This is a genomic window from Nonomuraea turkmeniaca (genome assembly GCF_005889735.1).
In the GTDB taxonomy this organism is placed as follows: Bacteria; Actinomycetota; Actinomycetes; order Streptosporangiales; family Streptosporangiaceae; genus Nonomuraea; species Nonomuraea turkmeniaca.
In genome coordinates, this window is record NZ_VCKY01000153.1 from 1 (window position 1) to 25,219 (window position 25,219).

A 25,219-nucleotide genomic window follows, 5' to 3' on the forward strand; every position below is an offset into this window, starting at 1 on the left:
GCGCCCACGTACGACATGACCGCGTGCATGTCGTTGAACGCGTAGAACGGCTCGGTCACCCGCACCGGCCACGCGTCGGCCAGCGCCCGCCACCGCTCGTGCTGCTCCGACCCCTCCAGGCGCAGCCGCCAGAGCAGGGCGGCCGCGTCGAGCAGCTCCATGCACGACTGCCCGTCGGCCAGCGCCGAGTCGTAGATCGCCAGCACCCGCCCCACGTCCCCTGCCTCCAGCGCGTACAGGCAGTAGTGCCACCAGGTGTGGATGTTGAAGAACGTCCCGCTCGACCAGTCCGGCAGCCGCGCGTCGAGGTAATGCAGACCGTCGCCGAACCTGCCCTGCATCTCGTACGTGTGCACCACCGCGTGAATGCCCCACACGTCGCGCGCGTTCAGCTCGACCGCCCGCAGCCCGACCTCCTCCGACCGGTCGTAGTGCCCGGCCTCCTCGAGGCCGAAGGCGTACATGCCCAGAAGATGCCCGAAATGCGGGTCGTCCTCGCGCCAGGAGCCGAGCGCGCCGCCGATCCGGTCGCGCAACGAGCGGGCGTCGCCGGTGAAGAAGTCGATCTGGTGCCCGGCGGCCAGCGCCAGCGCGTCGCGCGGATGCGCCACCGCGATCTCGCCCAGCAGCGCCCCGCAGGTCAGGAAGTCGCCGTCGAGCAGGGCCTGCACGGCCGTCACGTGCGCGCGCTCGCGCGGCAGCAGCGCCGACTCGTCGATCCTGCGGCGGAACGCCCCGAACCGCACCCGCGCCGTCCGCGCGTCCTCCACCTCGGTGGTCAGCAGCCCCAAATACGCGGCCAGGACGTTGCCCATCGGGAAGTCCGGCGACTCGGCCAGCGCCGCGTGCGCCTCGGCGTCGACCTCCACCCGGAAATGCAGCAACTCGTCGATCGCGCGGTCGTAGTGCCGGGTCGCGGCGGCATCGGCCCCGCTCATCGCCAGTCCGTGCTGGTCGGTGGTCACGGAATCACTGTAACCGCCGCCGTGGCGAGGCGTAGATGGCGGTTTCCCGGGCACTTGCGGAGTTCCCGGACACCCCTTGGAGGAGCGGTGAACACTGCGGAACAGGCGGGGCACGAGGTGAGGGGCGCGGCGCGGCGGGCGGCGCGCAGCCAGGCGCTGGAGGTGGTCACCCGCGTGGGCCTGGCATGCCGCGGGGTGCTGTACACCCTGATCGGCGTGGTGGCCGTGCAGATCGCGTTCGGCGACGGGTCCCAGGAGGCCGACAAGGCAGGGGCGATCTCCACGGTCGCCGGGCTGCCCTTCGGCGCCGTGCTCCTGTGGATCATGACGGCCGGCTTCGTGGCGCTGGCGCTGTGGCAGGCGTCGGAGGCGGTGTTCGGCGGCCGGAAGGCGATCGACCGGGTGGAGTCGGTCGCACGGGTCGCGGTGTACGTCCTCGTCGTCATCACGCTGCTCAGCATGCTGACGTCAGGCAAGGCGTCCTCGGACGACGAGAAGTCCAGGGACCTGACGGCCGCCCTGCTCGGCCTGCCCGGCGGGCGGCTGATCGTGGGCGCGATCGCGCTCGGCCTGATCGCGTTGGGCGTCTACTGGGTGCGCCAGGGCGTCACCAAGAGGTTCAAAGAAGAGCTCGAGCTCGGACGCATGTCCCCGCGCGCCCGTACCATGATGGAACGGCTCGGTATCGGCGGGTACGCCGCCAGGGGAGCGATCGCCGCGCTGGCCGGCATCCTGGCCGGACAGGCGGCGATCGCGTTCGACCCGGACAAGGCGGGCGGCATCGACGCGACCCTCAGGCAGTTCGCCGACACCCCCGCCGGGCCCTGGCTGCTCGTGGTGGTGGCGCTGGGACTGTTGCTGTTCGCCGTCTACTGCTTCGGCGAATCGCGCTGGCGCCGCACCTAGAGGGAACGCCTGGCCACCACGGCCCGGCCCATCGCCGGGTCGTCGCAGAACGCGCCGTCGATGCCCAGCTCGAGCAGCCTGGACAGCCAGCCCATCACGTCGCCGGTCGCCCGCGCGTACACGGGGCTGGCCGGGTTGCCGAGCCGGTGGTCGGCCGGGAGCTGGGAGTTCTCGTTCCGGATGGTCCAGACGTGCACGTCGAGCCCCTTGCGGTGGGCGTCGGTGACGATCGTCGTGGGCGGCAGCGTCTTGCCCGCGGCGTCCACCGGCACCACGCGGCGCGTGTCCACGCCGATGCCGTCGGCGTAGCCGGCCACCTCGCGCAGCCCCTCCGGCTTGACCATGTCGTCGTAGGTGCGGGGGTCGCCGGCGGCCACCCAGTCGTACGGCGCGCCGGTGGCCGTGATCAGCTGGATCAGCGGCAGCCGCGTCTTGCCGCTCAGCTCGCGCAGGTTCGCGGTCTCGAAGGACTGGATGTACGCCTTGCGCACCCGGTGCCGGTTGAGGACGTCCAGCAGCGGCTCCTCCAGCGACAGTCCGATGGAGTCGAAGTACGTCGGGTGCTTGGTCTCGGGGTAGACGCCGACGCCGTGCTTGAGCGCGAGCTGCACGACCTCCTCGAACGTCGGGATCTCCGGCAGCCCGTCGAACGCCGTGTTGTCCGGCCGCAGGTCGGGCACGCGCTCCTTGGCACGCAGCGTCTTCAGCTCGGCCAGCGTGAAGTCCTCGGTGAACCAGCCGGTGATCGGCCGGCCGTCCACGGACTTGGTGGTGCGCCGGTCGGCGAACTCGGGCCGCGCGGCCACGTCGGTCGTGCCGGAGATCTCGTTCTCGTGCCTGGCCACCAGCACGTGGTCCTTGGTCGAGACGAGGTCGGGCTCGATGTAGTCGGCGCCCATCGCAATGGCCGCCTCGTACGCCAGGAGGGTGTGCTCGGGCCGGTGCGCGCTGGCGCCCCGGTGCCCGATCACGATGGGAGCGTGGCCGCGGCGGTCCGCCGTGGCGGGTGGTGTCTGGATCAGCACGACGGCGACCGTACCGCCGGCGATGACCCCGGCGAGCACGCTCGCGAGTAACCTGGGCATCGTCATGGGCGCACGGTAGACCGCCCAGGTGGACCGTGAGTTACGCGTGAGCACACAGTGAAAGACGTGAACCCGTGAGCGAACTCAACGGCAGAGTGGCCTCGCCGACTGAGGCCGACGCCGTGACGTGGGACCGGACGACGGCGGTCAACCTGCGGGCGCCGTTCCCGCCGGCGCAGGGCAGCGCTGCCGGGGATGGCCGGGCGCGGGTTCGGCCGGGTCAGTGGGACGCCTTCTTCCCGTCGGCCTGGAGCGCGTACCACTCGGCCCCGAACTCGTCGATGTCGTGCCCGAAGGTGTCGCCCGGCTTCTTGTCCTCGTGGTAGTAGTACAACGGCCACTTGCCGTAGACGACCTGCTCGGACCCGTCCTTCCGATTCGTCGTGGACAGCAGATCGGCCTTCGTCCCCTCCTCGGCGGTGGGCTCACCGTCGGTGAGGTACGGCGGCCAGTTCTCGGCGCAGCCGCCGTAGCAGGTCGACTTGCCCTCGGTGTCCCTCTCGAACAGATAGAGCGTGCGCCCTTCACCGTCCACGAGGATCTTGCCGATCTTCGTGTCGCCGATGGCCACCGGCGCGCTCGGCACCTGGTCGGCGAGGCCTGTGCCGCCCAATCCGGCGAGCAGGGCCGCGGTGGCGATCGTCCCCGTCAGCAGGGCTGGAATTCTCCTCATGACCTCGGCACGGGTGCGGTCCCGCCCCAGTTCACCGCACAGGACCGCCCTTGCCCAAGACTTACGGTCCCTGTGCCCGCCCATGGTCCGCCCTGCCTGGACGGCGGCGCCTGCCCGCGGTGAGCCGTTCGTCGACAAGATTTGACCACTCATCGTAAAGATCCACGGGATCTGAAATACGGCATACCGTATGTGTTACCGGTGGGGCATGGCAGGTTTCCTCAGTCGCTCCCGTACCGTGGCCGACCCGGCCTGGAGCCGGTGGCTCGTGCCGCCGGCGGCGCTCTCGGTGCACCTGGCCATCGGGCAGGCGTACGCGTGGAGCGTGTTCAAGCCCCCGCTCGAGTCGTCGCTTCAGCTGTCGGGCACGCAGAGCGCGCTGCCGTTCCAGCTGGGCATCGTCATGCTCGGCCTGTCGGCGGCATTCGGCGGCACGCTGGTCGAGCGCAACGGGCCGAGATGGGCGATGTTCGTCTCGGCGGCCTGCTTCTCCTCCGGCTTCCTGCTGTCGGCGCTGGGCGTGGCCACCCGCCAGTATTGGCTGGTGGTGCTCGGCTACGGCGTCGTGGGCGGGATCGGGCTCGGGATCGGGTACATCTCGCCGGTCTCCACGCTGATCAAGTGGTTCCCCGACCGGCCCGGCATGGCCACCGGCATCGCGATCATGGGGTTCGGCGGCGGAGCGCTCATCGCCTCGCCGTGGTCGGCGCAGATGCTGGACACGTTCGGGCCGACCACCAGCGGGATCGCGACGACGTTCCTCGTGCACGGGCTGGTCTACGCGGTGTTCATGTCGATGGGCGTGCTGCTCGTACGGGTCCCGCCGGAGGGCTGGTCGCCCAAGGGCTGGACACCGCCCGCGGTCGCCAGGCGGCCACTGATCACCACGGCCGACGTCTCGGCCCGCAACGCCATCCGGACGCCGCAGTTCTACTGCCTCTGGGTGGTGTTGTGCTGCAACGTCACCGCCGGCATCGGCATTCTGGAAAAGGCGGCGCCGATGATCACCGACTTCTTCGCGGGCACGTCGACCGCGGTCGCGGCGGGAGCGGCGGCCGGGTTCGTCGCGCTGCTGTCGCTGGCGAACATGACCGGCCGGTTCGTCTGGTCGTCCACCTCCGATCTGATCGGGCGCAAGAACATGTACCGCGTCTACCTGGGCGCCGGAGCGCTGCTGTACCTCGCGATCGCGCTGGCAGGGGATTCGTCGAAGCCGCTGTTCATCGTGTGCGCGCTGGGCATCCTGTCCTTCTACGGCGGCGGTTTCGCGACCGTCCCCGCGTACCTGAAGGACCTGTTCGGCACCTACCAGGTCGGCGCCATCCACGGGCGGCTGCTCACGGCCTGGTCCACCGCGGGCGTGCTCGGCCCGCTGATCGTCAACGCGATTGCCGACGCGCAGAAGGAGGCCGGGCGGTCCGGGCCCGACCTGTACACGACCTCGCTGTTCATCATGATCGGGCTGCTCGCGGTGGGGTTCCTCGCCAATGAGCTGATCCGGCCGGTCCACGACCGGTACCACGAGCGGCCCGAAGCACGGGTGATGGAGACGGGACAGGCGGTATGAGGACGCGGACCGGGCTGATGACGCTGGCGTGGGCCTGGGTGGGGCTGCCCTTCGCGTACGGCGTCTACGGCCTGTTCATGAAGCTCAGCCAGCTGTTCGCCGGCTGACCGGCGCTCACCCCTTGTCGACGCCCTCGTTGGCGCCGCGCACGAAGTACCGCTGGAACGCCACGAAGACGACGGCCACCGGGATCGTGGCCAGCACGAAATTTCCACCCGCCGACACACTTCTGCGCGGTGCTGCGGCCCCTGTCCGGCGCGGCCCTGGGCGCGCTGACGGTCGAAGGGTTACGGGTCGCGGGGCACGAGGTCGAGGTGAGCGTCGGCCACGACGGCACGGCCACCGTCACGGGCCTGCCCCCGGGCATGCGCCTGGTCCACACCGAGGCCGCCGCGACCCGCTGACCCGGCGGCGCCGGCGTCAGGTGCGCGTGCCGGCGGGCCTGATCGTGCGGGCGGCCTCGAAGATCGAGGGCTCCTGGCCGGGGCGGGCGACGAGCTGCAGCCCGACAGGGAGGCCGTCCACCGTCCCGGCCGGGATGGTCAGCGCGGGCAGGCCCAGCACGTTCCACGGGCTGGTCATCGCGAGCAGGGCGGCCCGGACGGCGACCGGACGGCCGTCGATCTCGGTCTCGCGCAGGCCCAGCGGCGGGGCGATGATCGGCACGGTCGGCAGCGCCAGCACGTCGTGATGGTCGAACAGCGCGCCCACGGCATCGGCGAGCGCGGCCCGCGCGTCCATGGCGCGAACGTATCGCCAGCCGGGCACCTCCGCGGCCACGCGCAGGCGTTCGAGCACCTCCGGGTCGAACAACTCGGGCGCGGCGGCCAGGCGGTCGGCGTGCACGGCCACCGTCTCACAACTCTGGATGGTCGTGTACGTCTCCCGCAGCGTCGCCGCCACGCCCTCGGGCAGGCGCACCTCCTTCAGCGGCCCGGCCGCCGCGTGCACGGCCCGCACCACCCGCGGATCGCCGGGGAAGAGGCCGGCGGGATCGAGCCATGCCACGCGAACCCGCCCGAGGTCCTCCGCGCCGCCTCCCAGGGGGCGGGTCAGGCAGGAGTAGGCGAGCAGGCAGTCCTCCGCGCTGCCCGCCAGGACGCCGACGTGGTCGAGGGTCCCGGACAGCGGGAACACGCCGTCCGCCGGGATGGCGCCGTACGCGGGCTTGAAGCCCGCCACCCCGCACAGCGCCGCGGGGATGCGCACGGAGCCGCCGGTGTCGGTGCCGAGCGCCAGCGGCACCAGCCCCGCCGCCACGGCCGCCCCGCTGCCGGCGCTGGAACCGCCCGTCATGCGCTCCGGATTCCACGGGTTGCGTGCGGGCCCGGCGGCGGAGCGGTCGCCGGTCGGGCCGTACGCGAACTCGTGGGTCGTGGTGGTGCCCACGATGACGGCCCCGGACTCGCGCAGCAGCGCCACGCAGCCGGCGTCGGCCTCCGGGACGTGCCCGGCGAAATGCCGCGACCCCATGGTCACGCGCAGCCCGGCGATCATGATGAGGTCCTTCACCGCGACCGGCACGCCGTGCAGCGGCCCCCGGTCCGCCCCGCCGGCGAGTTCCTCGTCGGCCCGGCGCGCCGCGGCCATGGCGCCCTCCGCGTCCACGGTGACGAACGCGTTGAGCGCCGGGTTGTGCGCCGCGATCGCGTCGAGCGCCGACTCGGTCAGCTCGGCCGACGTGGCCCGCCCGCGGCGCAGGTCATCGGCCAGGCCGGCGATGGTGCGGCCGGTGAAAGGCCCGGTGAAGTGATCGGGGGTGAGCGTCATGGGATCATTGTCGGTCACGGACGGCCGGACACTCCGAGCCGGTGGGCCAGCCGGTCCAGAGACAGGTTGATCAGGATGAAGATGGCCGCGATGAGGATCGCCGCCGGGATGACGTTGGAGAAGTTGGCCGCGATCCCGTTCAGCCCGCGGTCGACGAGCTCGTCGTAGCCGACGATGAGACCGAGCGCCGAGTCCTTCAGCAGCACGATGAACTGGCTGACCAGGACGGGCGTCATCGCCCGCAGCGCCTGCGGCAGCAGCACGAGCCGCATGACCTGGCCCTTGCGCATGCCGACCGCGTACGCCGCCTCCCGCTGCCCCTTCGGCAGGCTCTGCACCCCGGACCGGATGATCTCCGCGATCACCGACCCGTTGTAGAGGGTGAGTCCGAAGACGACGGCGGCGAAGGCCGAGATGTTGACGCCGATGAGGACGAACGAGCCGAAGAAGGCGAAGAAGATCAGCAGCAGCAGCGGGACGGCGCGGAAGAACTCCACGACCATGGCCGCCGGCCCCCGGATCCACCGATGGTCGGACATGCGGGCGGTCGCGAAGATGATCCCGAACAGCCCGGCCAGCACCACCCCCGCCACGGCCGCGCCCAGCGTCCCCGCCAGGCCGGGCAGGATGAACGTGGCCCACACATCGCCCCGCAGCAGCGGCAGCCACTTGTCGGCCGCCCACTGCTCCTTCTGGTCGAACCGCACGTACACGACGTACGCCACGGCCAGCAGCGCGAGCGCGACGACCGCCGCCAGGACCCGGTTGCGGCGGATCCCGCGCGGCCCGGGCGCCTCGTACAGGTTGGCGAAGCTCATCGCGCCACCGCCATCCGCTTCGACAGCCAGCCGAACAGCAGCCCCATCGGCAGGCACAGCAGCACGAACCCGGCCGCGAAGCCGAGGAAGATCTCGATCACCTGGTCCCCGTACGTCTCGATCATCTCGCGCATCCGGACCGATGCCTCGCTCACGCCCACCACCAGCGCGATCGTGGTGTTCTTGGTCAGCGCGATGAGGATGCTGCCCAGCGGCGCCACCACCGCGCGGAACGCCTGCGGCAACGTGATCAGCCGCAGCGTCTTGACGAAGCCCAGCCCCAGCGACCGGGCCGCCTCAGCCTGCCCGACCGGCACCGTGTTGAGCCCGGAGCGCAGCGCCTCGCAGACGAACGCCGAGGTGTAGGCGGTCAGCCCGATGACCGCGAGCCAGAAGTTGTTGGTCGCGATGTCGTCCGACAGCTCCACGCCCAGGTTGGCGCCGATGCCGAGGCCGGTGAACAGCAGCACCAGCGTGAGCGGCGTGTTGCGGGCCACCGACACGTAGGCGCTCGCGGCCCCGCGCAGGGAGGCCAGCGGGGCGACCCGCATGGCGGTCAGCACCGTTCCCAGCGCCAGGGAGCCGAGCGCGCTGATCGCCGTCAGCCGTACCGTCATCCAGAACGCGGCCAGGATGGTGTCGCGTTCGAAGAGCAACGCCTCCATGTCAGTACCGCTCCAGCTGCGGGGCCTGCGGCAGGGCGAACCCGGAGGCGCCCACGCTGGCCTGCAGCGCCTTCGTCCAGCTGCCGTCGGAGAACATCTTCTGCAGCGCGTCGTTGACCGCCTTGCGGCCGGCGGTGTCGTCCTTCTTCAGCCCGATGCCGTACTTCTCGGTGCTGAACGGCTTGCCGACCACCTTCAGCTTGCCGGCGTGCTGCGCGGCGTAGCCGGCCAGGATGACGTTGTCGGTGGTGATGGCGTCGAGCTGGCCGCCGAGCACCCGGTCCACGCACGCCGAGTACGTCCGCTCCTCCTGCAGCTGCACCTCCTTGGCGTACTCCGACTTCACCTTCTGGGCGGGGGTCGAGCCGGCGACCGAGCACAGTTTCTTGCCGTTGAGCGTCTCGGGCCCGGTCAGCGCGGCTTCGTCGGCCCGGACGAGCAGGTCCTGCCCGGCCACGAAGTACGGCCCGGCGAAGGACACCTTCTGCTTGCGGGCGTCGGTGATCGAGTACGTCGCCACGACCATGTCCACCTGGCCCTGCTCGATGAACGCCTCCCGGTTGGCGGAGACGGTCTCCTTGAACGTGATGTTCGCGGGATCGACGCCCAGCTCCTTGGCCACGTACTTGGCGACCTCGACGTCGAACCCGGCGAACGCGCCGTCAGGCGTGCGCAGTCCCAGACCCGGCTGGTCCGCCTTCACGCCGATGACCAGCTTCTTGTCGTTCTTGGCCTTGTCCACGACGGAGGCGTACGACGCCGACCCGCCGCCGCAGGCGGTGGCCGCGACCATGACGCTGAAGACTGCGAAGAGGGATCTTCCGAACATTGGAGGGCTCCTTCGGTGACGTCAGTGGGTGAGGATCTTGGCGAGGAAGGACTGGGCGCGCACGCTGCTCGGCGCGCCGAAGAAGCCGCCGGGAGTGTCCTGCTCGACGATCTCGCCGTCGGCCATGAACACGACCCGGTCGGCGGCCCGCCGGGCGAAGCCCATCTCGTGGGTGACGACGACCATGGTCATGCCGTCGCGGGCGAGCGAGGTCATCACCTCGAGCACCTCGTTGACCATCTCCGGGTCGAGTGCCGAGGTGGGTTCGTCGAACAGGATCACCTTCGGCTCCATGGCCAGCGCGCGGGCGATCGCCACCCGCTGCTGCTGCCCGCCGGACAACTGGGCGGGGAACTTGGCCGCCTGGCTGCCGATGCCCACCCGGTCGAGCAGCTCCCGGGCCTTGCGCACGGCCGCGTCCTTGGGCTTCTTCAGCACATGGACCTGCCCGAGGACGACGTTGTCCAGGACGGTCTTGTGCGCGAAGAGGTTGAACGACTGGAAGACCATGCCCACCTCGGCCCGCAGCCGGGCCAGCGCCTTGCCCTCGGCCGGGAGCGGCGTGCCGTCCACAGTGATCGTGCCGGAGTCGATGGTCTCAAGCCGGTTGATCGCGCGGCACAGCGTCGACTTGCCGGCTCCGGACGGGCCGATGATCACGACGACCTCGCCCCGCCGGACGGTCAGGTTCACGTCCCTGAGCACACGGAGCTCGCCGTAGCGCTTGTTGACCTGGTCGAGGGCGATGAGGTCCGCCTGGGTCATGCGTCACGCTCCTTGCTGTCGGTCAGCGTTGGCGTAACCGTAGGAGCCGCATGTTCCGCGGAAAGGCTTGTGATCGTTCTGCTCAGAAATTAGCGATTCTGGTCAGCGGTGAGCAGGTTTGGACTCGTCGGAGGTCGCCCCGGAGACGCCGATGGTGTCCCGGTAGGCCCGGTCCCACTGGCCGTCGGCCAGCCAGCGGGCGATCAGCCCGTTGAGGTAGTCGCGGAAGACCGTGTCCTGCTTACGGATGCCCATCCCGTACGGCTCCTTGCCGAACGGCTTGCCGACCAGCCGCAGCGCGCTCGGATTCGCATGCTGGTCCCGCAGGCCGAGCAGGATGGTGTCGTCGGTGCTGATCGCGTCGACGCGGCCGGCCAGCAGCGCCGGCACACACTCGCTGTAGCCGTCCACGACCGCCAGGATCTCGCCCGACACCTCGTTGTGCATGCGATCGGCGGAGGTCGAGCCCTTGGCCGTGCACACGGTCTTGCCGGCGAGGTCCTCCACGCCGTTGATGCGGGTGTCGGCGGCCCTGACCAGCAGGTCCTGTCCGGCGTTGTAGTAGGGGTCGGTGAAGCTCACCAGCTGGGAGCGAGCCCGGGTGATCGAGTACGTGGCGATGACGAGGTCCACGACCTGCCCGGAGATGAAGTTCTCCCGCTCGCGCGAGACGGTCTCGACGAAGCGGATGTTCCGCTCGCTGCCGGTCAGGTCCTTGGCCACGAGCCGGGCCATCTCCGCGTCGAACCCGCTGATCCGCCCGGTCGCCGGGTCCTTGTAGCCGAACATCGGCTGGTCGAACTTGATGCCCACGATCAGCACGCCCCGGTCCCTGATGCGCGCCATGGTCGAGCCCTCGGGGAAGCCCTCCTCCTGACCGCAGCCCGCGGGCAGCAGGCACAGCAGCGCGGCGAGCAGGGCCCTGATCCTGGTCACCGCGACCGGTACCGGTGCTGCGGGCGGCCGGTCGGCCCGTACCTCGGACGGGCCTCCACCAGGCCGCGGTCGGCCAGATGCTCCAGGTAGCGGCGGGCGGTGGCGCGGCTGACGCCGATCGACGCGGCCAGCTCGTGCGCCGACACGTCCTCCTCGACGTCGGCCAGTGCGTCGAGCACCGCCTGCTCGGTGGCCGCGGAGATGCTCTTCGGCCGGTCCGGGTGGTCGGTGTGCAGCAGGCGGAAGATCCGGTCGATCTCCTGCTGCTCGGCGAACCGGCCGCCGGACTCCAGCTGCTCGGTCGTGGCCGCGTACCGCAGCAGCGTCTGTTCGAGCGTCCCCGCCCTGGTCGGCTTGACCAGGTAGTAGAGGGCGCCGCGCTGGATGGCCGCGCGTACCGTCGCCGACTCCTTGCGGCCGGAGATCACGATGATGTCGGCCGGCGGCTGGTCGGGCCGGCGCAGCCGGTGCGCGACCTCCAGCCCGGGCAGATCCGGCAGATGGAGGTCGAGCAGGATCAGCCGCGGCGCGAACCGGGCCGCCGCCGCCAGCGCCGCGTGCCCGCTGTGCGCGATCCCCACCACCCTGAACCCGAGGACCCGGTTCACCTGCGCCTGCAGCGCGGCGGTCACCACCGGATCGTCGTCCACGATGAGAACGGTGATGTCCCTGGATTCAGGCATCGCCACACTCCTCGCTTCATCTACAGCGGTTCTGAGCAGCTTAGGAGGCATTTGTTAAATAAGATCGACTTTAGCGCATTCTGCTCACGGTGATCCTCCCACGCACGCCCGATCCCTCCTACTCTGTAGCAGAGTGACAGGCCCGAACGACAGGGAGACGGACGCCGGTGAGATGGTTGCTCGCGGTGACGGCCCTGTGGACGCTGCTCGGGCTGCTCCCCCTGGCGCTGCTCACCGCCTCCAGCATCTCCCTGACCGAGCAGGCGGTACGCGACGAGGTCACGGACCGGGTGAAGACCACCGCGTCGGTCAGCCGGGTCGTGGTGGACCAGCAGATGGGCTCGCTCAAGCAGCTCGTCAGCGCGTTCGCGCAGCAGCCCCGGGTGCGTGACGCGGTCGAGAACGCCACCGCCGCCACCCTGCAGGGCTACCTCGGCGAGCTGAAGCAGATGCGCGACGGCATCAGCGGCCTGATCCTCATCTCGCCCGACGGCGACATGCTGGGCGTCGAGCCGGAGAGCGCCCTACCGCAGGACTTCGCCAACACCGACTGGTACGACGCGGTGCGCGACCAGCGCCAGCCGTACGTCTCGCAGGCCTACACGCCCACGATGCGTGACCTGTCCAGAGCCGTCGCCGTGGCCGTGCCGATCCCGAGCGCCGACCGCAAGCGCATGGTCGGCATCTTCACCGTGGTCTACAGCCTGGACGCCATCCAGAGGTTCGCCAAGGACGCCGCCGAGGCCCAGGACATCCAGCTGCTGATCACCGACCAGGCCGGCGTGCTCATCGCCGACCCCGGCAGGCAGCTGTACGCTCTCACCTCCCTGCGCGAGGACCCGCGGGTGGACGCGGCGCTGGCCAGGCGCACCTGGAGCGGCACCTTCCGCGGCATCGACGGCCCGGTGTTCTCGGCCTCCGAGCCGATCCCGGGCGTCGGCTGGACGGTGACCGCCGAGGTCGCCGCCGACGAGGCCCTGGACTCCGCCGAGCAGCTGCGCGGCAACGTGATGACCGTCGCGGCCCTGCTCGCGCTGCTCATCCTCATCGGCCTGGGCATCCAGATCTACAACACGCGCGGCCGCCATCGGGCGCAGGCCACGCTGGCCAGGTACGCGGCCGAACTCGCCGACGCCAGGGACGAAGCGGTCAAGGCCTCCAGCGCCAAGTCCGAGTTCCTGGCCAAGATCAGCCACGAGATCCGCACTCCGATCAACGGCGTGCTCGGCATGAACTCGCTGCTCATGAGCACCCGGCTGGACGACGAGCAGCAGTACTACGCCACCACCGGTCAGGAGTCGGCCCAGAACGTGCTGCGCCTGCTCGACGACTTCCTCGACCTGTCCAGGATCGAGGCGGGCCACCTGCAGGTCGACGCGACGCCGTTCGACCTGCCGCGCCTGTGCGACGAAGTGGTGGCACCGCTCGCGCCCCTCGCCTACGAACAGGGTCTCTGGCTCACGCTGCGGCTCGACGAGTACGTGCCGCGGCAGGTGGCGGGCGACCCGGCGCGGCTGCGGCAGATCCTCACGAACCTGATCGGCAACGCGCTGAAGTTCACCGTCCAGGGCGGTGTCGACCTGCACGTCACGCTCCACGAGGGCGAGCCGGGCAGCTCGCGGGTGGTCCTCGGGTTCGCCGTCTCCGACACCGGCATCGGCGTCGGCCCCGACGACCGGGAGCGGGTCTTCGGCGTCTTCCGCCAGGTCGACTCGCCCATCACCCGCAGGACCGGCGGCAGTGGCCTCGGCCTCGCCATCTCCAGACAGCTCACCGAGCTCATGGGCGGGGAGATTGGGCTGGACAGCGTGGAGGGGGTGGGCAGCCGGTTCTGGGTGCGGCTGCCGGTGGACGTTCTGACGTGGTCCGAGCCGGGGGCCGGGGCGCTGGCGGGACGGCGCGCGCTGGTCGCCGACCCGCGCCCCGAGGACCGGGCGCTGGCCGGGCGGTACCTGTCCGACGCGGGGCTCACCGTGGAGGAGACCAGGGACGCCCGGTCCGCGCTGGCCCGCCTGCACGACGCGGCGGCCGGCGGCAGACCGTACGAGCTGGCCGTGGTCGCGCTCGACCTCGGCTCCGGAGAGCGTGGCCCCGGAGAGCCCGGCCACGGAGAGCTCGGCGCAGCCCAGGAGGGTGAGACGCTCGCGCACGCCATCCTCAACGACCCGCTGCTCCAGTCCACCAGCGTCGTCGTGGTCGTCACGCCGGGCCGGGCCCGCTTCGCCTGGCCGGTGGCCGGGGAGCGCGCCGTCCAGTCGATCACCCGGCCGCTCAGCCGCCGCCGCCTGCTCGCCGCCGTGGAGAACGCCCTGGGCACCGTGGAGTGTCCCGGGGAGCCGCGCGAGGGCACGCCGGTCGCCGCGGGCGACTCCGCGGGCGTGCGCATCCTGGTGGCCGAGGACGACGAGGTCAGCCGGCAGGTGGCGATGCTCGTCCTGCGGCAGGCCGGGCACGAGGTGGAAACCGTCGAGGACGGCGAGCAGGCGGTCCGTGCCGTGCTGGCCGGCGGCTACGACCTGGTGTTCATGGACTGCCAGCTGCCCGTGCTCGACGGCCTGGCGGCGACCGAGGAGATCAGGAGCCGCGAGGAGGCGCGTACCCCGATCATCGCCATGACGGCGGCGGCCATGCCGGACGACCGGATCCGGTGCCTGGAAGCGGGCATGGACGACCACCTGGCCAAGCCGGTGGACTGGCCGCGGGTGCTCGCCAGGATTCCGGAGTGGGCCTCGTACGCCGGGCTTCCGCCCGAGCTGGCGGGGCTGTCGGCGGAGGCGGTCGCGGATGTCGCGCAGGCGTACCTGGCGACCGCGCGGCGCACGTTCGAGGACCTGCTCCGGGCGGCGCGGGACGGCGATCTGCCGGAGGTGGCGGCGCTGGCGCACCGGCTCAAGGGGAGTTGCTCGACCGTCGGAGCCGGGCGCGAGGCCGCGTTGTGCCAGCGGGTCGAGGAGCTGGCTCGGGAGGGGATCCTCGAGGAGGAGCTCCTCGAGGATCTGGACGAGCTGCTCAGAGATACCCCTGAGTGGATGAACGCGCACTATTCGTGATGGGAACGCGACGGCCGTGGCCGACGCTCTTCGAGCGCTGCACGTAAGGTCAGGCAAAGGCCGCACAGGTGTGCCCGCCACGCCTCGAACAGCGACGGGCACCCGTGCGCGGCGCAGGGGCGGCTCATTCCGAACACGCAGCATCGTACGACGAACCGGTGCGACAACGGACGGCACAGAACGGGCGGGTATTTCTACGCGGTCGCCGGGCCGGGCCGCGGGTTACGTTTCTCGAGCCGGCCCGGAGGTGTCCCCGTTCGCCTCCGGCCGGCCGTTACGGGTTTCCGCCATCGAGATCGGCGGCCCGCCTCCATGGTCGTCCAGGCGGCGACTGCCTAGCGTGGGCGGCGTGATCAGTCTCAAGGGTTTGAGCAAGCGCTACGGCGACCGGTTCGTCGTCGACGACCTGTCGCTGGAGCTGAAGCCCGGCACGGTGACCGGATTCCTGGGGCCGAACGGAGCCGGCAAGTCGACGACGATGCGGCTCGTCCTCGGGCTCGACCATCCCACCTCAGGCACGGCGCTCATCGGGGGCAGGCCGTACCGGGAGATCAGGAACCCGCTTCGCACGGTCGGGGCTCTGCTCGACGCGCGGGCGTTGCATCCCGGCCGCAGCGGGTACGCGCACCTGGCGGCACTGGCGCGCAGCAACGGCATTCCGCGGCGGCGCGTCGAGGAGGCGCTGGAGACCGTCGGGATGGCAGGCGCGGCGCGCAAGCGGGCGGCGACGTTGTCGCTCGGCATGAGCCAGCGGCTCGGGATCGCGGCGGCGCTGCTGGGCGACCCCGAGGTGCTGATGTTCGACGAGCCCGTCAACGGGCTCGACCCTGACGGGGTGCGCTGGGTACGCGGCCTCATGAGGTCGCTGGCCGCCGAGGGCCGCACGGTGTTCGTCTCCAGCCATCTGATGAGCGAGATGCAGCTGACGGCCGACCACCTCGTGGTGATCGGAAAGGGCCGGCTCATCGTGGAGGCCCCGCTGGCGGAGATCATCGCGGGCAGCTCGCTGACGGCCGTGGTCGTCCGCACCCCGTACGCAAGAGAGCTGGCCGCGCGGCTGAGCGCCGCCGGGGTCGCGGTGGCACGGCAGGCGGAGAACGAGCTGGTCGCCACCGGGGCGCCGATCGAGCGGGTGGGTGACCTGGCGCACGAGGCGGGGATCAGGCTGCACGAGCTGCGTACCCGGGAGGCCTCGCTCGAGCAGGCGTACCAGGAGCTGACGGCGCACAGCGTCGAGTACGGCGCGGGAAAGGCGGAAGCGTGAGCATCTTGTGGCAGGCGGTCAGCGCCGAATGGGGCAAGTTGTGGTCCGTGCGGTCGACGTGGTGGTGCCTGGCCGGCGCGACGGCGCTCATGATGCTCAGCGCCCTGACGCTGGGCGGCGCGACGGCGACCGAGGCGCTGCGTGGGGAGGGCGCGCCTTCGCCGGTCGTCGCGAGCGAGCCTGTGGTGTCCGCGACGTCCTTCGCCCAGTTCGCGCTCGTGGCGCTGGCGATGCTGACGATCACCTCGGAGTACGCCTCCGGTGCCGTCCGCGTCACCCTCCAGGCGATCCCGGTCCGCGGTGTGATGCTGGCGGCGAAGGCGCTGGTGGTGGTGCCGGCGATGGCCGCGGCGGGCGTGTTGTCGGGCGCCGTGGCAACGGCGGCCGTCTACCTGCTGCTGTCGGCCGATCTGTTCGGCGGGCTGGTCGTGCTGCCCCCCGGCGAGGTCGTGGCCGACCTGCTCGCCGTCGGCGTGTTCTTCGCGCTGGTGTCGGTGATGACCGTGGGCGTGGGCACCGCCATGCGCAGTGCGGCGGGCACGCTGACCGTCGTGTTCATGCTGCTCATGGGTCTGCCGCTGCTGCTGCTCATGACCGGGAGCCAGGCTGCGCTGGACGCGTCGCTGCGCATGCCGCTGTTCGCGGGGCTGGCGTTCATGGGCAGCACCGACAACCTGACCGGCGGGCCGATCCCGTACTCGGCGGGCGAAGGGCTGGCCTGGCTGCTGGCCTGGACGGCGGCCGCGCTGGTGGCCGGCCACGCGGTGCTGCGCCGCCGCGACGCCTAGACTCGGCCCGTGTCGGCGTCGGATCACGGTCAGCGGATCGCCCGCGTGCTGGCCGGCGTGCTCCTGGGGATGGTGCTGGGCATCGTCGAGCTGGCTTTTGTCTGCGTGGCCAGGCCTGCGTCACTGCTGCCCGCGGCCCGCCCCGCCGTCGCGCGGGCCCTGGCCCGGCTGGTGGCCGTCGAACGCGCCAGGTTCGCCAGATGGCTCGGCCACGAGACGACGGGGGAGGCGGGCTACGCCTTCCTCGCCGCCCGCGCCGCGCTGGGTGTGCTCGGCGGCTACGCCTGCGCCTCCAGCCTGTTCCTCGCCGGCCTCCTCCTGCTCGGCGGGTCGTGGAACCTGGCCTGGGGCGAGTCCGAGCAGGTGCCGGTGAACCTGCCGGGAGTGAAGGTGATCACCAGCAGCGGCATGCTCGGCTTGACCAGCGGGCTGGTGATGCTGGCGCTGACCGCCTTCGTGATCCTGGCCGTGGGACGTATCGAACGGCGGCTGGCCGCCCGCTTCCTCGGTCCCGACCCGCACGAGCGGATGCGCCGGCGCATCGCCGAGCTGACCGCGACTCGGTCCGGCATCGTCAAGGCCGTGGACGACGAGCGCCGCAGAATCGAACGCGACCTGCACGACGGCGTGCAGCAACGCGGCGTCGCCCTCGCCATGCTGCTCGGCCGCGCCCGGCACAGCCCCGACCACGGCAAGACCGCGGAACTTGTCGCCCAGGCCTACGCGGAGTCGCGCCAGCTTCTCGACGAGTTGCGGACCGTGGCATGGAGCATTTACCCCACCGCCCTGGACGAGCTGGGACTGCGTGCCGCGCTCGCCGGCGTCGCAGAGCGGTCGAGCGTGCCGGTGACCATGCACTACGGGCTGGCAGATCGGCCTGTCTCCGAGATCGAGACCGCCCTGTACTTCGTGGCCCGCGAGGCCATCACCAACGCGATCAAACACGCCGGCGCCCATGACATCCTGGTCGTGCTGAGCGAGGACGAGCGGATGGTGACGGTGGCGATAGAGGACGACGGCAAGGGCGGCGCCGACCCGTCGGGCAGCGGGCTGTCGGGGCTGACCAGGCGCGTGCTGGCGCTGGACGGCCGGTTCACCGTGGACAGCCCGCCCGGCGGCCCCACGAAGATCGTCGCCATGCTGCCGAAGGCCGCGCCGTGCGGGTGATCCTGGCCGACGACTCCGTGCTGCTGCGCGAGGGGCTGACCCGGTTGCTCGACGACGCCGGCCATGAGGTCGTCGCCGCCGTCGGGGACGCCGCCGGGCTGCTCGACGCCGTCGAACGCCACCGCCCGGACGTCGCCGTGATCGACGTGCGCATGCCACCCGGCCACAAGGACGAAGGGCTGCGGGCGGCTCTGGAGATCCGCGACGGGTGGCCGGAGATCGGCGTTCTCGTCCTGTCCCAGTACGTCGAGCAGCACTACGCGGCCAGGCTGCTGGCCGGGCGCACCGAAGGGCTCGGCTACCTGCTCAAGGATCGGGTTTCTGAGGTGGCCGACTTCCTGGAGTCGCTGGAGCGGGTGCGTGCGGGCGGCACCGTGTTCGACCCCGAGGTCGTGCGCCAGCTGCTCGCCCGCACCACCCACGCCGACCCGCTGAGCAAACTGAGCCCGCGCGAGACGGAGGTGCTGCGGCACCTCGCAGAAGGACTGACGAACGCCGCCGTCGCCGAGCGCCTGCACGTCTCGCTCAGCACGGTCGAAAAGCACGTCAACGCCATGATGGACAGGCTCGACCTGCCCCGCGACCCCGGCTACAGCCGCCGCGTGCTGGCCATCCTGCGCTACCTCGACAGTTGACACGCGAGGCCTGTCGAATCCCGCGGCCCGCCGATCGTCTCCCTGTAAACAACGCAAAGGAGAGGCGTCATGAAGTACGTGCTGATGTTCGCCGACACCGAGCAGTACCAGAAGGACCTGGCCACCTTGACCGACGAGGGCCGCGCCGAGGCCGTGCGGCAGGTGGAGCGGTGGTTCGCTGACCACGCCGGCAAGGCGCGCATGGGCAGCAAGCTCCAGCCCGCCCACACCGCGACCACCGTGCGCCTGCGGGGCGACGCCGAGCCGGTGATCACCGATGGACCCTTCGTCGAGGGCAAGGAGGTGGTCAGCGGGTTCTGCGAGATCGACGTGGAGGACCTGGACGAGGCGCTGCGCATGGTACGCAGTTGGCCGGCCTGCCCCACCGTCGAGATCCGTCCCGTCGAGACCAATCCCGCAGGACGTTGACCGGCCAACCCCGCGGGGCGTCGACCGGCGTCAGAACGCCATCCGGGCCAGCCAATGATCCATGAGGGCGCGGTCCCCGGTGACCTCCACCCGGCCGGCGTCGAGGGGCAGGCGGCGGGAGCACACCAGCATCAGGTCCGCCACCGCGCCCGACACCACCACGTCGACGTCGGCCGGGACCGGCCCGGGCTCCCACCGCAGCCCCTCGGGCGCCCGGGTGAGCACCCAGCCGTCGCCCGAGCGGGGCCGCAGGCCGAGCCGCTCACCCTGCCCCCGCAGCTCCACCAGCTCCGGCTTGAGCTGCACGGCACCGGGCGCGACCAGCATCTCCATGCCCTCGGTGATCACGTCAGCCGCCAGGTCGCCGGCGATGCCGAACGCGGCTCCCGTCGTGGCGGCCACGTCGTAGTGATGGATGGCCGTGTCGGCCAGCATCCGGCGCAGCCAGAAGACTCCCGGCCGCGGCCCCAGGAACGTCCACATCTCCTTGTCCGCGCCGGTCTCCCGGAGGGCGCCGATCAGGTCCTCCGCGCCCGCACGCAGCCACTCCTCCCACGTCTCCGGAGCGCCGGGTTCGGCTTGCCAGGGGTCGGGCACGGAGAGCGGCGGCTCCCCTTTGCGCAGGAGCTCGGCGGTCCACCGGTGCGCCTGCCCGATGTGCCCCACGAGCACCCGCAAGGGCCATTCCGGGCAGGTCGGCACGATGGCCTGCGGATCTCCTCCGCCGGCTGCTCGGGCGAACCCCGCGGTCTGCTCCCGCAGCCCTTCCTCCAGCCGCTCGACGTCCAGCATGGTGAAACTCCCCTCGATCGCTGCGAACGGGTACGCCGGTACCGTAGGAACTCCAGTCCAGTGGAGGTTCAAGTGCCTGAGATGAATCCGCAGCGGAGCGAGGACATTCGTCTCAGGAGACCGAGCGGAGCTCGGCCAGGGGCGCTGAGATGAATCCGCAGCGGAGCGAGGACATTCGTCTCAGGAGACCGAGCGGAGCTCGGCCAGGGGCGCTGCGCGATGACACTCTCGGAATCGGCGACCTGGCCCGGCTGACCGGCGTGCCGGTGCGGACGATCCGCTTCTACTGCGACGAGGCCATCCTCGACTCGGTGCGGAGCACGGGCGGGCATCGGAGGTTCGACCCGGCGGCGGTGGACCGGCTCGGCCTGGTCAGGAAGCTGCGCGGGCTCGGACTCGGACTGGTCTCCATCAGGCACGTGCTCGACGGGGAACGCTCCGTGGGCGAGGTCGTGGCGGCTGAGCGGGCCGCGCTCGACATCCAGCTGGCGGACCTGGCCTGGCGGCGGGCTTCACTGCGGGCCGTGGAGGAGGCGGGACCGGCCGAGCGGGCGGCCCGGCTGCAGCTGCTGGCCGCGGTGGAGTGCGGGCCCGCCGCCCGCGACGCGGTGATCGACTTCTGGCGGCGCGCGATGCTGGCCCCGATCTCCGACGCCATGTTCACCGCGTTCGTGTCCATGGCCGTGCCCGCGCCGCCCGTCGACCCGACCCCGTCGCAGGTGGTCGCGTACGCCGAGCTGGCCGCGCTGGCCGCCGACCGGTCGTTGACGCGCGCCCTGCTGGAGCGTGCCCGCGTCAACATCGAGCTGATCTCCGACGAGGGCGCGCTGATGGCCGGGGTGGGTGAGGCATGCGCGTTGGCCGCACCCAGGGTGCTGGCGGGCGAGGCGCCCCGTGACGGGGCCGAGCTGGAGCGGTTCGTGGCGGCGCACGCCGGCGTGCGCGGCAGCGGCGACACCCGAGAGTTCCGGGGCCGGCTGCTGACCGACCTGGAGTACGACCGCGAGCCGCGGATGCGCCGCTACTGGCGGCTGGTGACCGAGGTCAGCGGCGAAGTGGCCACGCTCGGCTCCACTCACCTGTGGCTGACCGACTCCCTCGAACGCTCACTTCGCTTGTAACAAGCTAGGACAGCGCACGAAACATGCATTTCCTATAAAACGGTCATGGCGGACATCTTTGATACGTATGTCATGGCCGGAGCTTGGGACGAGATGTTCGAGCGGCCGGGCGTGCCCCGCCGCCAGTACCAGGCGCTGTTCGCCGCGCTCCAGCCGCTCGGCGCGCGCGAGCTGCGGAGCAGGGCCGACCAGCTCGCCAGGATGTTCACCGATCGCGGGGTCACGTTCGACTACGCGGGTGTCGAGCGGCCCTTCCCGCTCGACCTGGTCCCGCGGGTCATCGACGCCGCGGAGTGGGATCTCGTGACGCGTGGCGTGCGGCAGCGGATCCGCGCCCTGGAGGCGTTCCTCGACGACGTGTACGGCGACCGCCAGGTCTTCCACGACGGCGTGGTCCCCTGGCGCCTGCTGCATTCGAGCCCGCACTACCATCGCGTCGCCCACGGCTGGCGCCCGCCCAACGGCGTGCGCATCCACGTCGGCGGCACCGACCTGATCCGCGACGAGCGGGGTGTCCTGCACGTGCTGGAGGACAACGTCCGCACGCCCAGCGGGGTCAGCTATGTGCTGGAGAACCGGCTCGCCATGACCCGCACGCTGCCGACGCTCTTCTCCGAGCAGCTCGTGCGCCCGGTCGAGGAGTACCCCGCCAGGCTCCTGGCCGCGCTGCGCGGGGCCGCGCCCGCGGGCGTCGCCGACCCGACCGTGGTGCTGCTCACGCCCGGCGTCTACAACGCCGCCTACTTCGAGCACGCGCTGCTGGCCCGCCTCATGGGCATCGAACTGGTCGAGGGCCGCGACCTGGTCTGCGAGAACAACCGCCTCTACATGATCACCACGTACGGCCGGCGCCTCGTCCACGTCGTCTACCGCCGAGTCGACGACGACTTCCTCGACCCGCTGCACTTCCGCGGCGACTCCGTGCTCGGCTGCCCCGGGGTGGTCAACGCCGCCCGCGCCGGCAACGTCACGATCGCCAACGGTGTGGGGAACGGGATCGCCGACGACAAGCTGATCTACACCTACGTGCCCGACCTGATCGGCTACTACCTGGGGGAGACTCCGCTGCTGCCCAACGTGGAGACCTACCGGCTCGACGAGCCGGACGTGCGCGACCAGGTGCTGGCCGACGCCGACCAGCTGGTGCTGAAACCGGTGGACGGCGCGGGCGGCAAGGGCATCGTGATCGGGCCTCTCGCCACGCCCGATCAGCTCGCGGCCGTGCGGGAGGCCGTACTCCAGGATCCGCGCGGCTGGATCGCCCAGCAGCCCGTGTTGTTGTCCACCTCGCCCACCCTGGTCGGCGAGCGGCCGGCGCCGCGCCACATCGACCTGCGGCCGTTCGCCGTCAACGACGGCGATGACGTGTGGTTGCTGCCCGGCGGGCTGACCCGCGTCGCGCTGCCGGAGGGCGAGCTGGTGGTCAACTCCAGCAGGGGCGGCGGTTCCAAGGACACCTGGGTGCTCGGCGAGGTCTGCGCCCCGGTCGCCGCCTCCGCCCTGGTCGCCGCCTCGGCCGCGGTCGCGCCCGGTTCCGCGCAGTGGAGCCCCAGCCGGACGGCGGCCTGGGAAGGAGAGCAATGACGCGCCCGCTGCTCAGCCGCATCGCCGAGACGCTCTACTGGATCGGCAGGTACGTCGAACGCGCCGACGACACCGCCAGGCTCCTCGACGTGTCCGTGCACCGGATGCTCGACGAGCCCGACACCTGCCGCTCCCTCTACGCGGTGCTCGGCCTGAGCCCCGCCGCGCCCGCCGGCGCGCAGGCGGTGATCCGGCGCCTGGCCTACGATCTGGACGAGCCCGCCTCGATCGCCGCGTCCGTCAGGTCCGCCAGGGACAGCGCGAGAGGCGTGCGCGAGGTGCTGTCCAGCGAGGTGTGGGAGTGCCTCAACGTCACCTGGCACCACCTGTCCAAGCTGGAGACGCTGCCTCCGCACGGGTACCTGGCGTTCGTCCGTGAGCGGGCCGCCCTGTTCTTCGGCCTCGCCGACGCCACCATGAGCAGGGACGACTGCTGGCGTTTCATCGTGCTCGGCCGCAGTCTCGAACGCGTCGACATGACGACCAGGCTCCTGGGCGTGCACCTGACGAGCGACTGGCGGCTGCTGCTGCAGGCCAGCGGCGCCGACGAGTCGTTCACCAGGACGCACGGCTCCAGGGACGGCGCGGTGCTGGAGTTCCTGCTGCTCGACCGGCTCTTCCCGCGCTCGGTCGTCTACTCGCTGCTGACCGCGGAGAAGTGCCTGCGGGCCCTCGCCCCCGACACGGCCAGGGCCGGGGTGGCCGACTCCGCGCAGGCGGCGATCGGGCGGGTGCGGGCCGGGCTGGAGTACAGCGACCTGGACGAGCTGAGCGACCGGCTGCCCGAGTTGCTCGGCACCCTCCAGGAGGCGTGCGCGGCCGCGGGCGAGGCGATCACGAAGCGGTTCTTCCAGCGCAGGGAGGCGATGGCATGGGTTGGCGCGTGAAGGTCTCCCACGTGACGCACGTGGAGTACGACGGTGAGGCGCACTCCTCCTACAACGAGCTCAGGATGACGCCCGCGCACGGCGTGTTGTCCAGCCGCGTCAAGGTCACCCCCGCCGTGCCGACCTCCACGTACGAGGACTACTGGGGCACCACGGTGACGGCGTTCGACGTGTCAGAACCGCACCGGTCGCTGTCCGTCGAGGCCGTCAGCAGGGTCGAGACGAGCGGCCCGCGCAGGCCCATGGCCTCCGTCACGGCGCCGGACCCGTCGATGGAGGAGCTGCTGCGGCGCACCCCGACGACCGCCGTGCGCGCCGAGCTGGAGGACCTGGCCAAGACCCAGGCGCTGGGTCGCGACCCGCACGAGATGGCCGAGGCGATCTGCGAGCTGGTCTCGGCGCGGGTCGAGTACATGCCCGGCTCGACCGGCGTGCAGACCTCCGCGCAGGAGGCGTGGGACCTGGGGAAGGGTGTCTGCCAGGACATGGCGCACCTGACGGCGGGGCTGCTGCGGGCCGCCGGGCTGCCGGCCCGGTACGTCTCCGGCTATCTCCATCCGCGGCCGACCGCCGAAATCGGAGAGCCCGTCGCGGGGCAGAGCCATGCGTGGGTGGAGTACTGGGCGGGGGAGTGGCTGCCGCTCGATCCCACCAACCGGACGTACGTGGGGGAGGCGCACGTGGTGGTGGCCCGTGGCCGGGACTATTCGGACGTGCCGCCGCTCAAGGGCGTCTACCAGGGGCCGTCGGGGAGCCGGCAGGAGATCACGGTGACCGTCACGCGGCTGGGCCCGGCCTGATCCACGCCCTGTTCCAATGGCGACGGCGTCATCCTCCCTCGACGCCATCGCCACTATCGCCCCTGGTAGCCCTCGCCGCCTAGCGGAGTGAGGCCAACTGATGATCCTATGGATGTCTGCCGCGAGCTCCAGCCGTGCCTCCTCGAGCAGGTCTGCGCGTTCGCGCACCCACGCGCCCGAGCCGACCCCGATCCGCACCTGCACCGGCGCGGGCAGCACCCGGCGCAGCGAGCGGAGCACACCGTCGGGGTGGCCTCGCGCGGCAGCCCGAAGACGTCCAGCGCGGCCAGGAACGCCTTACCCCAGCGGGCCGCCGCATGGTCATTCTGCCATCGCCTGCGTCTCGGACAGCGTCGTCGCCCATGTCGTCACGATGAGTCACCGGCTCTCGGCACCGGCCGGGCCGCTGGCGAGGAGGACGGCCAGCGTGGCCAGCAGGAGCCAGGTGGTGGTCAGGGCGATCAGCCAGGGCCAGCCCGCGTGGCCGTACACGATGGTGCCGGCCGTGCCGCCCGCGCCGCTGCCCAGGTAGAAGCAGAGGGTGTAGAGGCCGCCGGCCCGGCCGCGGGCCCGCGGGGACGCCTGCGCGGCGACCCAGGCGTTGGCGATGGCGTGCGAGGCGAAGAACCCCGCGGTCAGCATGGCGAAGCCGAGCGCCGTCGCGGGCAGCGACGGGTGGAGAGTCAGCGCCGCCCCGGCCACCGTCACGATCAGGGCCGTGACCAGCGCCGCCGTCCTCCCCAGGCGGGCGCTCAGCCGCCCGGCGGCGGCCGAGGAGGCGGTGCCCATGGCGTAGGAGAGGAAGACCAGGGAGGCGACGGCCGGGCCGAGCGCGAGCGGCGGCGCGGCCAGCCGGAAGCCGGAGGCGTTGTAGAGCGCGACGAACGCGCCCGTGGCCAGCGTCCCGACCACACACGGAACGAGTACCCCCACGCCGGCGCGCACGCGCCCATCCCACGCGGTGCGCGCCTCGTCGGCCGGCTCACCGGAGGGAGGTGCGGGGGCGGGCGAAGAGGCGGGATGTCTGGACGGCGCGGGGT

Annotated in this window: 26 protein-coding genes; 14 read left to right on the top strand and 12 right to left on the bottom strand. The window is 71.5% G+C overall.

The annotated features are described in order from the left end of the window. The coding region (locus ETD86_RS35285) for a tetratricopeptide repeat protein (RefSeq protein ID WP_138670978.1) at positions 1-965 on the bottom strand (965 nt) is incomplete at its 3' end. 87 nt (positions 966-1,052) lie between these two features. On the opposite strand from ETD86_RS35285, the gene ETD86_RS35290 reads away from it, so the two are divergent. Beyond that, positions 1,053-1,871: a DUF1206 domain-containing protein gene (locus ETD86_RS35290; protein ID WP_246148680.1), complete on the top strand. Its 819-nt coding sequence runs from the start codon at positions 1,053-1,055 to the stop codon at positions 1,869-1,871. Here ETD86_RS35290 and ETD86_RS35295 read toward each other — a convergent pair. Further along, positions 1,868-2,962 carry a glycerophosphodiester phosphodiesterase gene (locus ETD86_RS35295; RefSeq protein WP_211370518.1) on the bottom strand — a complete coding sequence of 365 codons (1,095 nt, stop codon included), beginning with the start codon at positions 2,960-2,962 and terminating at the stop codon, positions 1,868-1,870. The genes ETD86_RS35290 and ETD86_RS35295 overlap by 4 nt on opposite strands. Positions 2,963-3,176: 214 nt before the next feature. Continuing rightward, a complete protein-coding gene (locus ETD86_RS35300; RefSeq protein ID WP_138670979.1) occupies positions 3,177-3,629 on the bottom strand; it encodes a COG4315 family predicted lipoprotein in 453 nt (150 codons plus the stop codon). Between the two features lie 208 nt (positions 3,630-3,837). On the opposite strand from ETD86_RS35300, the gene ETD86_RS35305 reads away from it, so the two are divergent. The 3 genes from ETD86_RS35305 (at position 3,838) to ETD86_RS55715 (ending at position 5,600) form a co-directional block, all read left to right on the top strand. Continuing rightward, positions 3,838-5,196, top strand: coding sequence for an L-lactate MFS transporter (locus tag ETD86_RS35305; RefSeq protein WP_138670980.1), 1,359 nt, complete (start codon positions 3,838-3,840; stop codon positions 5,194-5,196). Beyond that, a complete protein-coding gene (locus tag ETD86_RS60275) occupies positions 5,193-5,303 on the top strand; it encodes an MFS transporter small subunit (protein ID WP_425465676.1) in 111 nt (36 codons plus the stop codon). The genes ETD86_RS35305 and ETD86_RS60275 overlap by 4 nt, the downstream gene beginning before the upstream one ends. 129 nt (positions 5,304-5,432) lie before the next feature. Further along, a complete protein-coding gene (locus ETD86_RS55715; protein WP_170223432.1) occupies positions 5,433-5,600 on the top strand; it encodes a hypothetical protein in 168 nt (55 codons plus the stop codon). A 16-nt stretch (positions 5,601-5,616) separates the two neighbouring features. Here ETD86_RS55715 and ETD86_RS35315 read toward each other — a convergent pair whose 3' ends face one another. From ETD86_RS35315 to ETD86_RS35345, 7 genes are all read right to left on the bottom strand, one after another. Next, on the bottom strand, positions 5,617-6,966 hold the full coding sequence (locus ETD86_RS35315) for an amidase (RefSeq protein ID WP_138670982.1): 1,350 nt from the start codon (positions 6,964-6,966) through the stop codon (positions 5,617-5,619). Positions 6,967-6,980: 14 nt separating this feature from the next. Then, entirely contained in the window at positions 6,981-7,784 is an 804-nt protein-coding gene (locus tag ETD86_RS35320; RefSeq protein WP_138670983.1) for an amino acid ABC transporter permease, read from the bottom strand. Continuing rightward, positions 7,781-8,449: an amino acid ABC transporter permease gene (locus tag ETD86_RS35325; protein ID WP_138670984.1), complete on the bottom strand. Its 669-nt coding sequence runs from the start codon at positions 8,447-8,449 to the stop codon at positions 7,781-7,783. The genes ETD86_RS35320 and ETD86_RS35325 overlap by 4 nt, the downstream gene beginning before the upstream one ends. 1 nt (position 8,450) lies before the next feature. After that, positions 8,451-9,278 (bottom strand): glutamate ABC transporter substrate-binding protein, encoded by an 828-nt coding sequence (locus ETD86_RS35330; RefSeq protein ID WP_138670985.1) that lies wholly within the window; start codon positions 9,276-9,278, stop codon positions 8,451-8,453. A 21-nt stretch (positions 9,279-9,299) separates the two neighbouring features. After that, a complete protein-coding gene (locus tag ETD86_RS35335; protein ID WP_138670986.1) occupies positions 9,300-10,043 on the bottom strand; it encodes an amino acid ABC transporter ATP-binding protein in 744 nt (247 codons plus the stop codon). A 102-nt stretch (positions 10,044-10,145) separates the two neighbouring features. Next, complete coding sequence (locus ETD86_RS35340) at positions 10,146-10,979, bottom strand: glutamate ABC transporter substrate-binding protein (RefSeq protein ID WP_246148683.1); 834 nt, start codon at positions 10,977-10,979, stop codon at positions 10,146-10,148. Beyond that, complete coding sequence (locus tag ETD86_RS35345; RefSeq protein WP_138670987.1) at positions 10,976-11,662, bottom strand: response regulator; 687 nt, start codon at positions 11,660-11,662, stop codon at positions 10,976-10,978. The genes ETD86_RS35340 and ETD86_RS35345 overlap by 4 nt, the downstream gene beginning before the upstream one ends. Before the next feature lie 167 nt (positions 11,663-11,829). Here ETD86_RS35345 and ETD86_RS35350 point away from each other — a divergent pair, with 167 nt between their 5' ends. From ETD86_RS35350 to ETD86_RS35375, 6 genes are all read left to right on the top strand, one after another. Further along, complete coding sequence (locus tag ETD86_RS35350) at positions 11,830-14,712, top strand: hybrid sensor histidine kinase/response regulator (RefSeq protein WP_138670988.1); 2,883 nt, start codon at positions 11,830-11,832, stop codon at positions 14,710-14,712. 349 nt (positions 14,713-15,061) lie between these two features. Beyond that, positions 15,062-15,976, top strand: coding sequence for an ATP-binding cassette domain-containing protein (locus tag ETD86_RS35355; protein WP_138670989.1), 915 nt, complete (start codon positions 15,062-15,064; stop codon positions 15,974-15,976). Beyond that, complete coding sequence (locus ETD86_RS35360; protein WP_138670990.1) at positions 15,973-16,764, top strand: ABC transporter permease; 792 nt, start codon at positions 15,973-15,975, stop codon at positions 16,762-16,764. Before ETD86_RS35355 ends, ETD86_RS35360 begins: the two co-directional genes overlap by 4 nt. A 9-nt stretch (positions 16,765-16,773) precedes the next feature. Continuing rightward, positions 16,774-17,931: a sensor histidine kinase gene (locus tag ETD86_RS35365; RefSeq protein ID WP_246148684.1), complete on the top strand. Its 1,158-nt coding sequence runs from the start codon at positions 16,774-16,776 to the stop codon at positions 17,929-17,931. Beyond that, the gene (locus ETD86_RS35370; protein ID WP_138670991.1) at positions 17,922-18,566 is read left to right on the top strand and encodes a response regulator; all 645 of its coding nucleotides are present in this window, start codon (positions 17,922-17,924) and stop codon (positions 18,564-18,566) included. The genes ETD86_RS35365 and ETD86_RS35370 overlap by 10 nt, the downstream gene beginning before the upstream one ends. A 69-nt stretch (positions 18,567-18,635) precedes the next feature. Continuing rightward, on the top strand, positions 18,636-18,995 hold the full coding sequence (locus ETD86_RS35375) for a YciI family protein (RefSeq protein WP_138670992.1): 360 nt from the start codon (positions 18,636-18,638) through the stop codon (positions 18,993-18,995). Between the two features lie 30 nt (positions 18,996-19,025). Here the strand turns inward: ETD86_RS35375 and ETD86_RS35380 are convergent, their stop codons facing one another. Then, entirely contained in the window at positions 19,026-19,787 is a 762-nt protein-coding gene (locus ETD86_RS35380) for a maleylpyruvate isomerase family mycothiol-dependent enzyme (protein WP_211370519.1), read from the bottom strand. 149 nt (positions 19,788-19,936) lie between these two features. On the opposite strand from ETD86_RS35380, the gene ETD86_RS35385 reads away from it, so the two are divergent. From ETD86_RS35385 to ETD86_RS35400, 4 genes are read left to right on the top strand one after another with little or no spacing between them, the layout of a single operon-like run. Continuing rightward, complete coding sequence (locus ETD86_RS35385) at positions 19,937-20,908, top strand: MerR family transcriptional regulator (protein ID WP_138670993.1); 972 nt, start codon at positions 19,937-19,939, stop codon at positions 20,906-20,908. Between the two features lie 45 nt (positions 20,909-20,953). Then, positions 20,954-22,492, top strand: coding sequence for a circularly permuted type 2 ATP-grasp protein (locus ETD86_RS35390; RefSeq protein ID WP_138670994.1), 1,539 nt, complete (start codon positions 20,954-20,956; stop codon positions 22,490-22,492). Continuing rightward, complete coding sequence (locus tag ETD86_RS35395; protein WP_138670995.1) at positions 22,489-23,379, top strand: alpha-E domain-containing protein; 891 nt, start codon at positions 22,489-22,491, stop codon at positions 23,377-23,379. Before ETD86_RS35390 ends, ETD86_RS35395 begins: the two co-directional genes overlap by 4 nt. Then, on the top strand, positions 23,364-24,179 hold the full coding sequence (locus ETD86_RS35400) for a transglutaminase family protein (protein ID WP_138670996.1): 816 nt from the start codon (positions 23,364-23,366) through the stop codon (positions 24,177-24,179). The genes ETD86_RS35395 and ETD86_RS35400 overlap by 16 nt, the downstream gene beginning before the upstream one ends. 378 nt (positions 24,180-24,557) lie before the next feature. Here the strand turns inward: ETD86_RS35400 and ETD86_RS35405 are convergent. Further along, positions 24,558-25,219: MFS transporter (locus tag ETD86_RS35405; RefSeq protein ID WP_138670997.1), on the bottom strand; the 662-nt coding region annotated here is incomplete at its 5' end.

Coding starts and splice junctions, on each gene's coding strand:
- ETD86_RS35295 (WP_211370518.1), bottom strand. CDS start 2,962: ATGACGATGCCCAGGTTACTCGCGAGCGTGCTCGCCGGGGTCATCGCC.
- ETD86_RS35300 (WP_138670979.1), bottom strand. CDS start 3,629: ATGAGGAGAATTCCAGCCCTGCTGACGGGGACGATCGCCACCGCGGCC.
- ETD86_RS35305 (WP_138670980.1), top strand. CDS start 3,838: ATGGCAGGTTTCCTCAGTCGCTCCCGTACCGTGGCCGACCCGGCCTGG.
- ETD86_RS60275 (WP_425465676.1), top strand. CDS start 5,193: ATGAGGACGCGGACCGGGCTGATGACGCTGGCGTGGGCCTGGGTGGGG.
- ETD86_RS35315 (WP_138670982.1), bottom strand. CDS start 6,966: ATGACGCTCACCCCCGATCACTTCACCGGGCCTTTCACCGGCCGCACC.
- ETD86_RS35320 (WP_138670983.1), bottom strand. CDS start 7,784: ATGAGCTTCGCCAACCTGTACGAGGCGCCCGGGCCGCGCGGGATCCGC.
- ETD86_RS35325 (WP_138670984.1), bottom strand. CDS start 8,449: ATGGAGGCGTTGCTCTTCGAACGCGACACCATCCTGGCCGCGTTCTGG.
- ETD86_RS35330 (WP_138670985.1), bottom strand. CDS start 9,278: ATGTTCGGAAGATCCCTCTTCGCAGTCTTCAGCGTCATGGTCGCGGCC.
- ETD86_RS35335 (WP_138670986.1), bottom strand. CDS start 10,043: ATGACCCAGGCGGACCTCATCGCCCTCGACCAGGTCAACAAGCGCTAC.
- ETD86_RS35345 (WP_138670987.1), bottom strand. CDS start 11,662: ATGCCTGAATCCAGGGACATCACCGTTCTCATCGTGGACGACGATCCG.
- ETD86_RS35375 (WP_138670992.1), top strand. CDS start 18,636: ATGAAGTACGTGCTGATGTTCGCCGACACCGAGCAGTACCAGAAGGAC.
- ETD86_RS35380 (WP_211370519.1), bottom strand. CDS start 19,787: ATGCTGGACGTCGAGCGGCTGGAGGAAGGGCTGCGGGAGCAGACCGCG.
- ETD86_RS35385 (WP_138670993.1), top strand. CDS start 19,937: ATGAATCCGCAGCGGAGCGAGGACATTCGTCTCAGGAGACCGAGCGGA.
- ETD86_RS35390 (WP_138670994.1), top strand. CDS start 20,954: ATGGCGGACATCTTTGATACGTATGTCATGGCCGGAGCTTGGGACGAG.
- ETD86_RS35395 (WP_138670995.1), top strand. CDS start 22,489: ATGACGCGCCCGCTGCTCAGCCGCATCGCCGAGACGCTCTACTGGATC.
- ETD86_RS35400 (WP_138670996.1), top strand. CDS start 23,364: ATGGGTTGGCGCGTGAAGGTCTCCCACGTGACGCACGTGGAGTACGAC.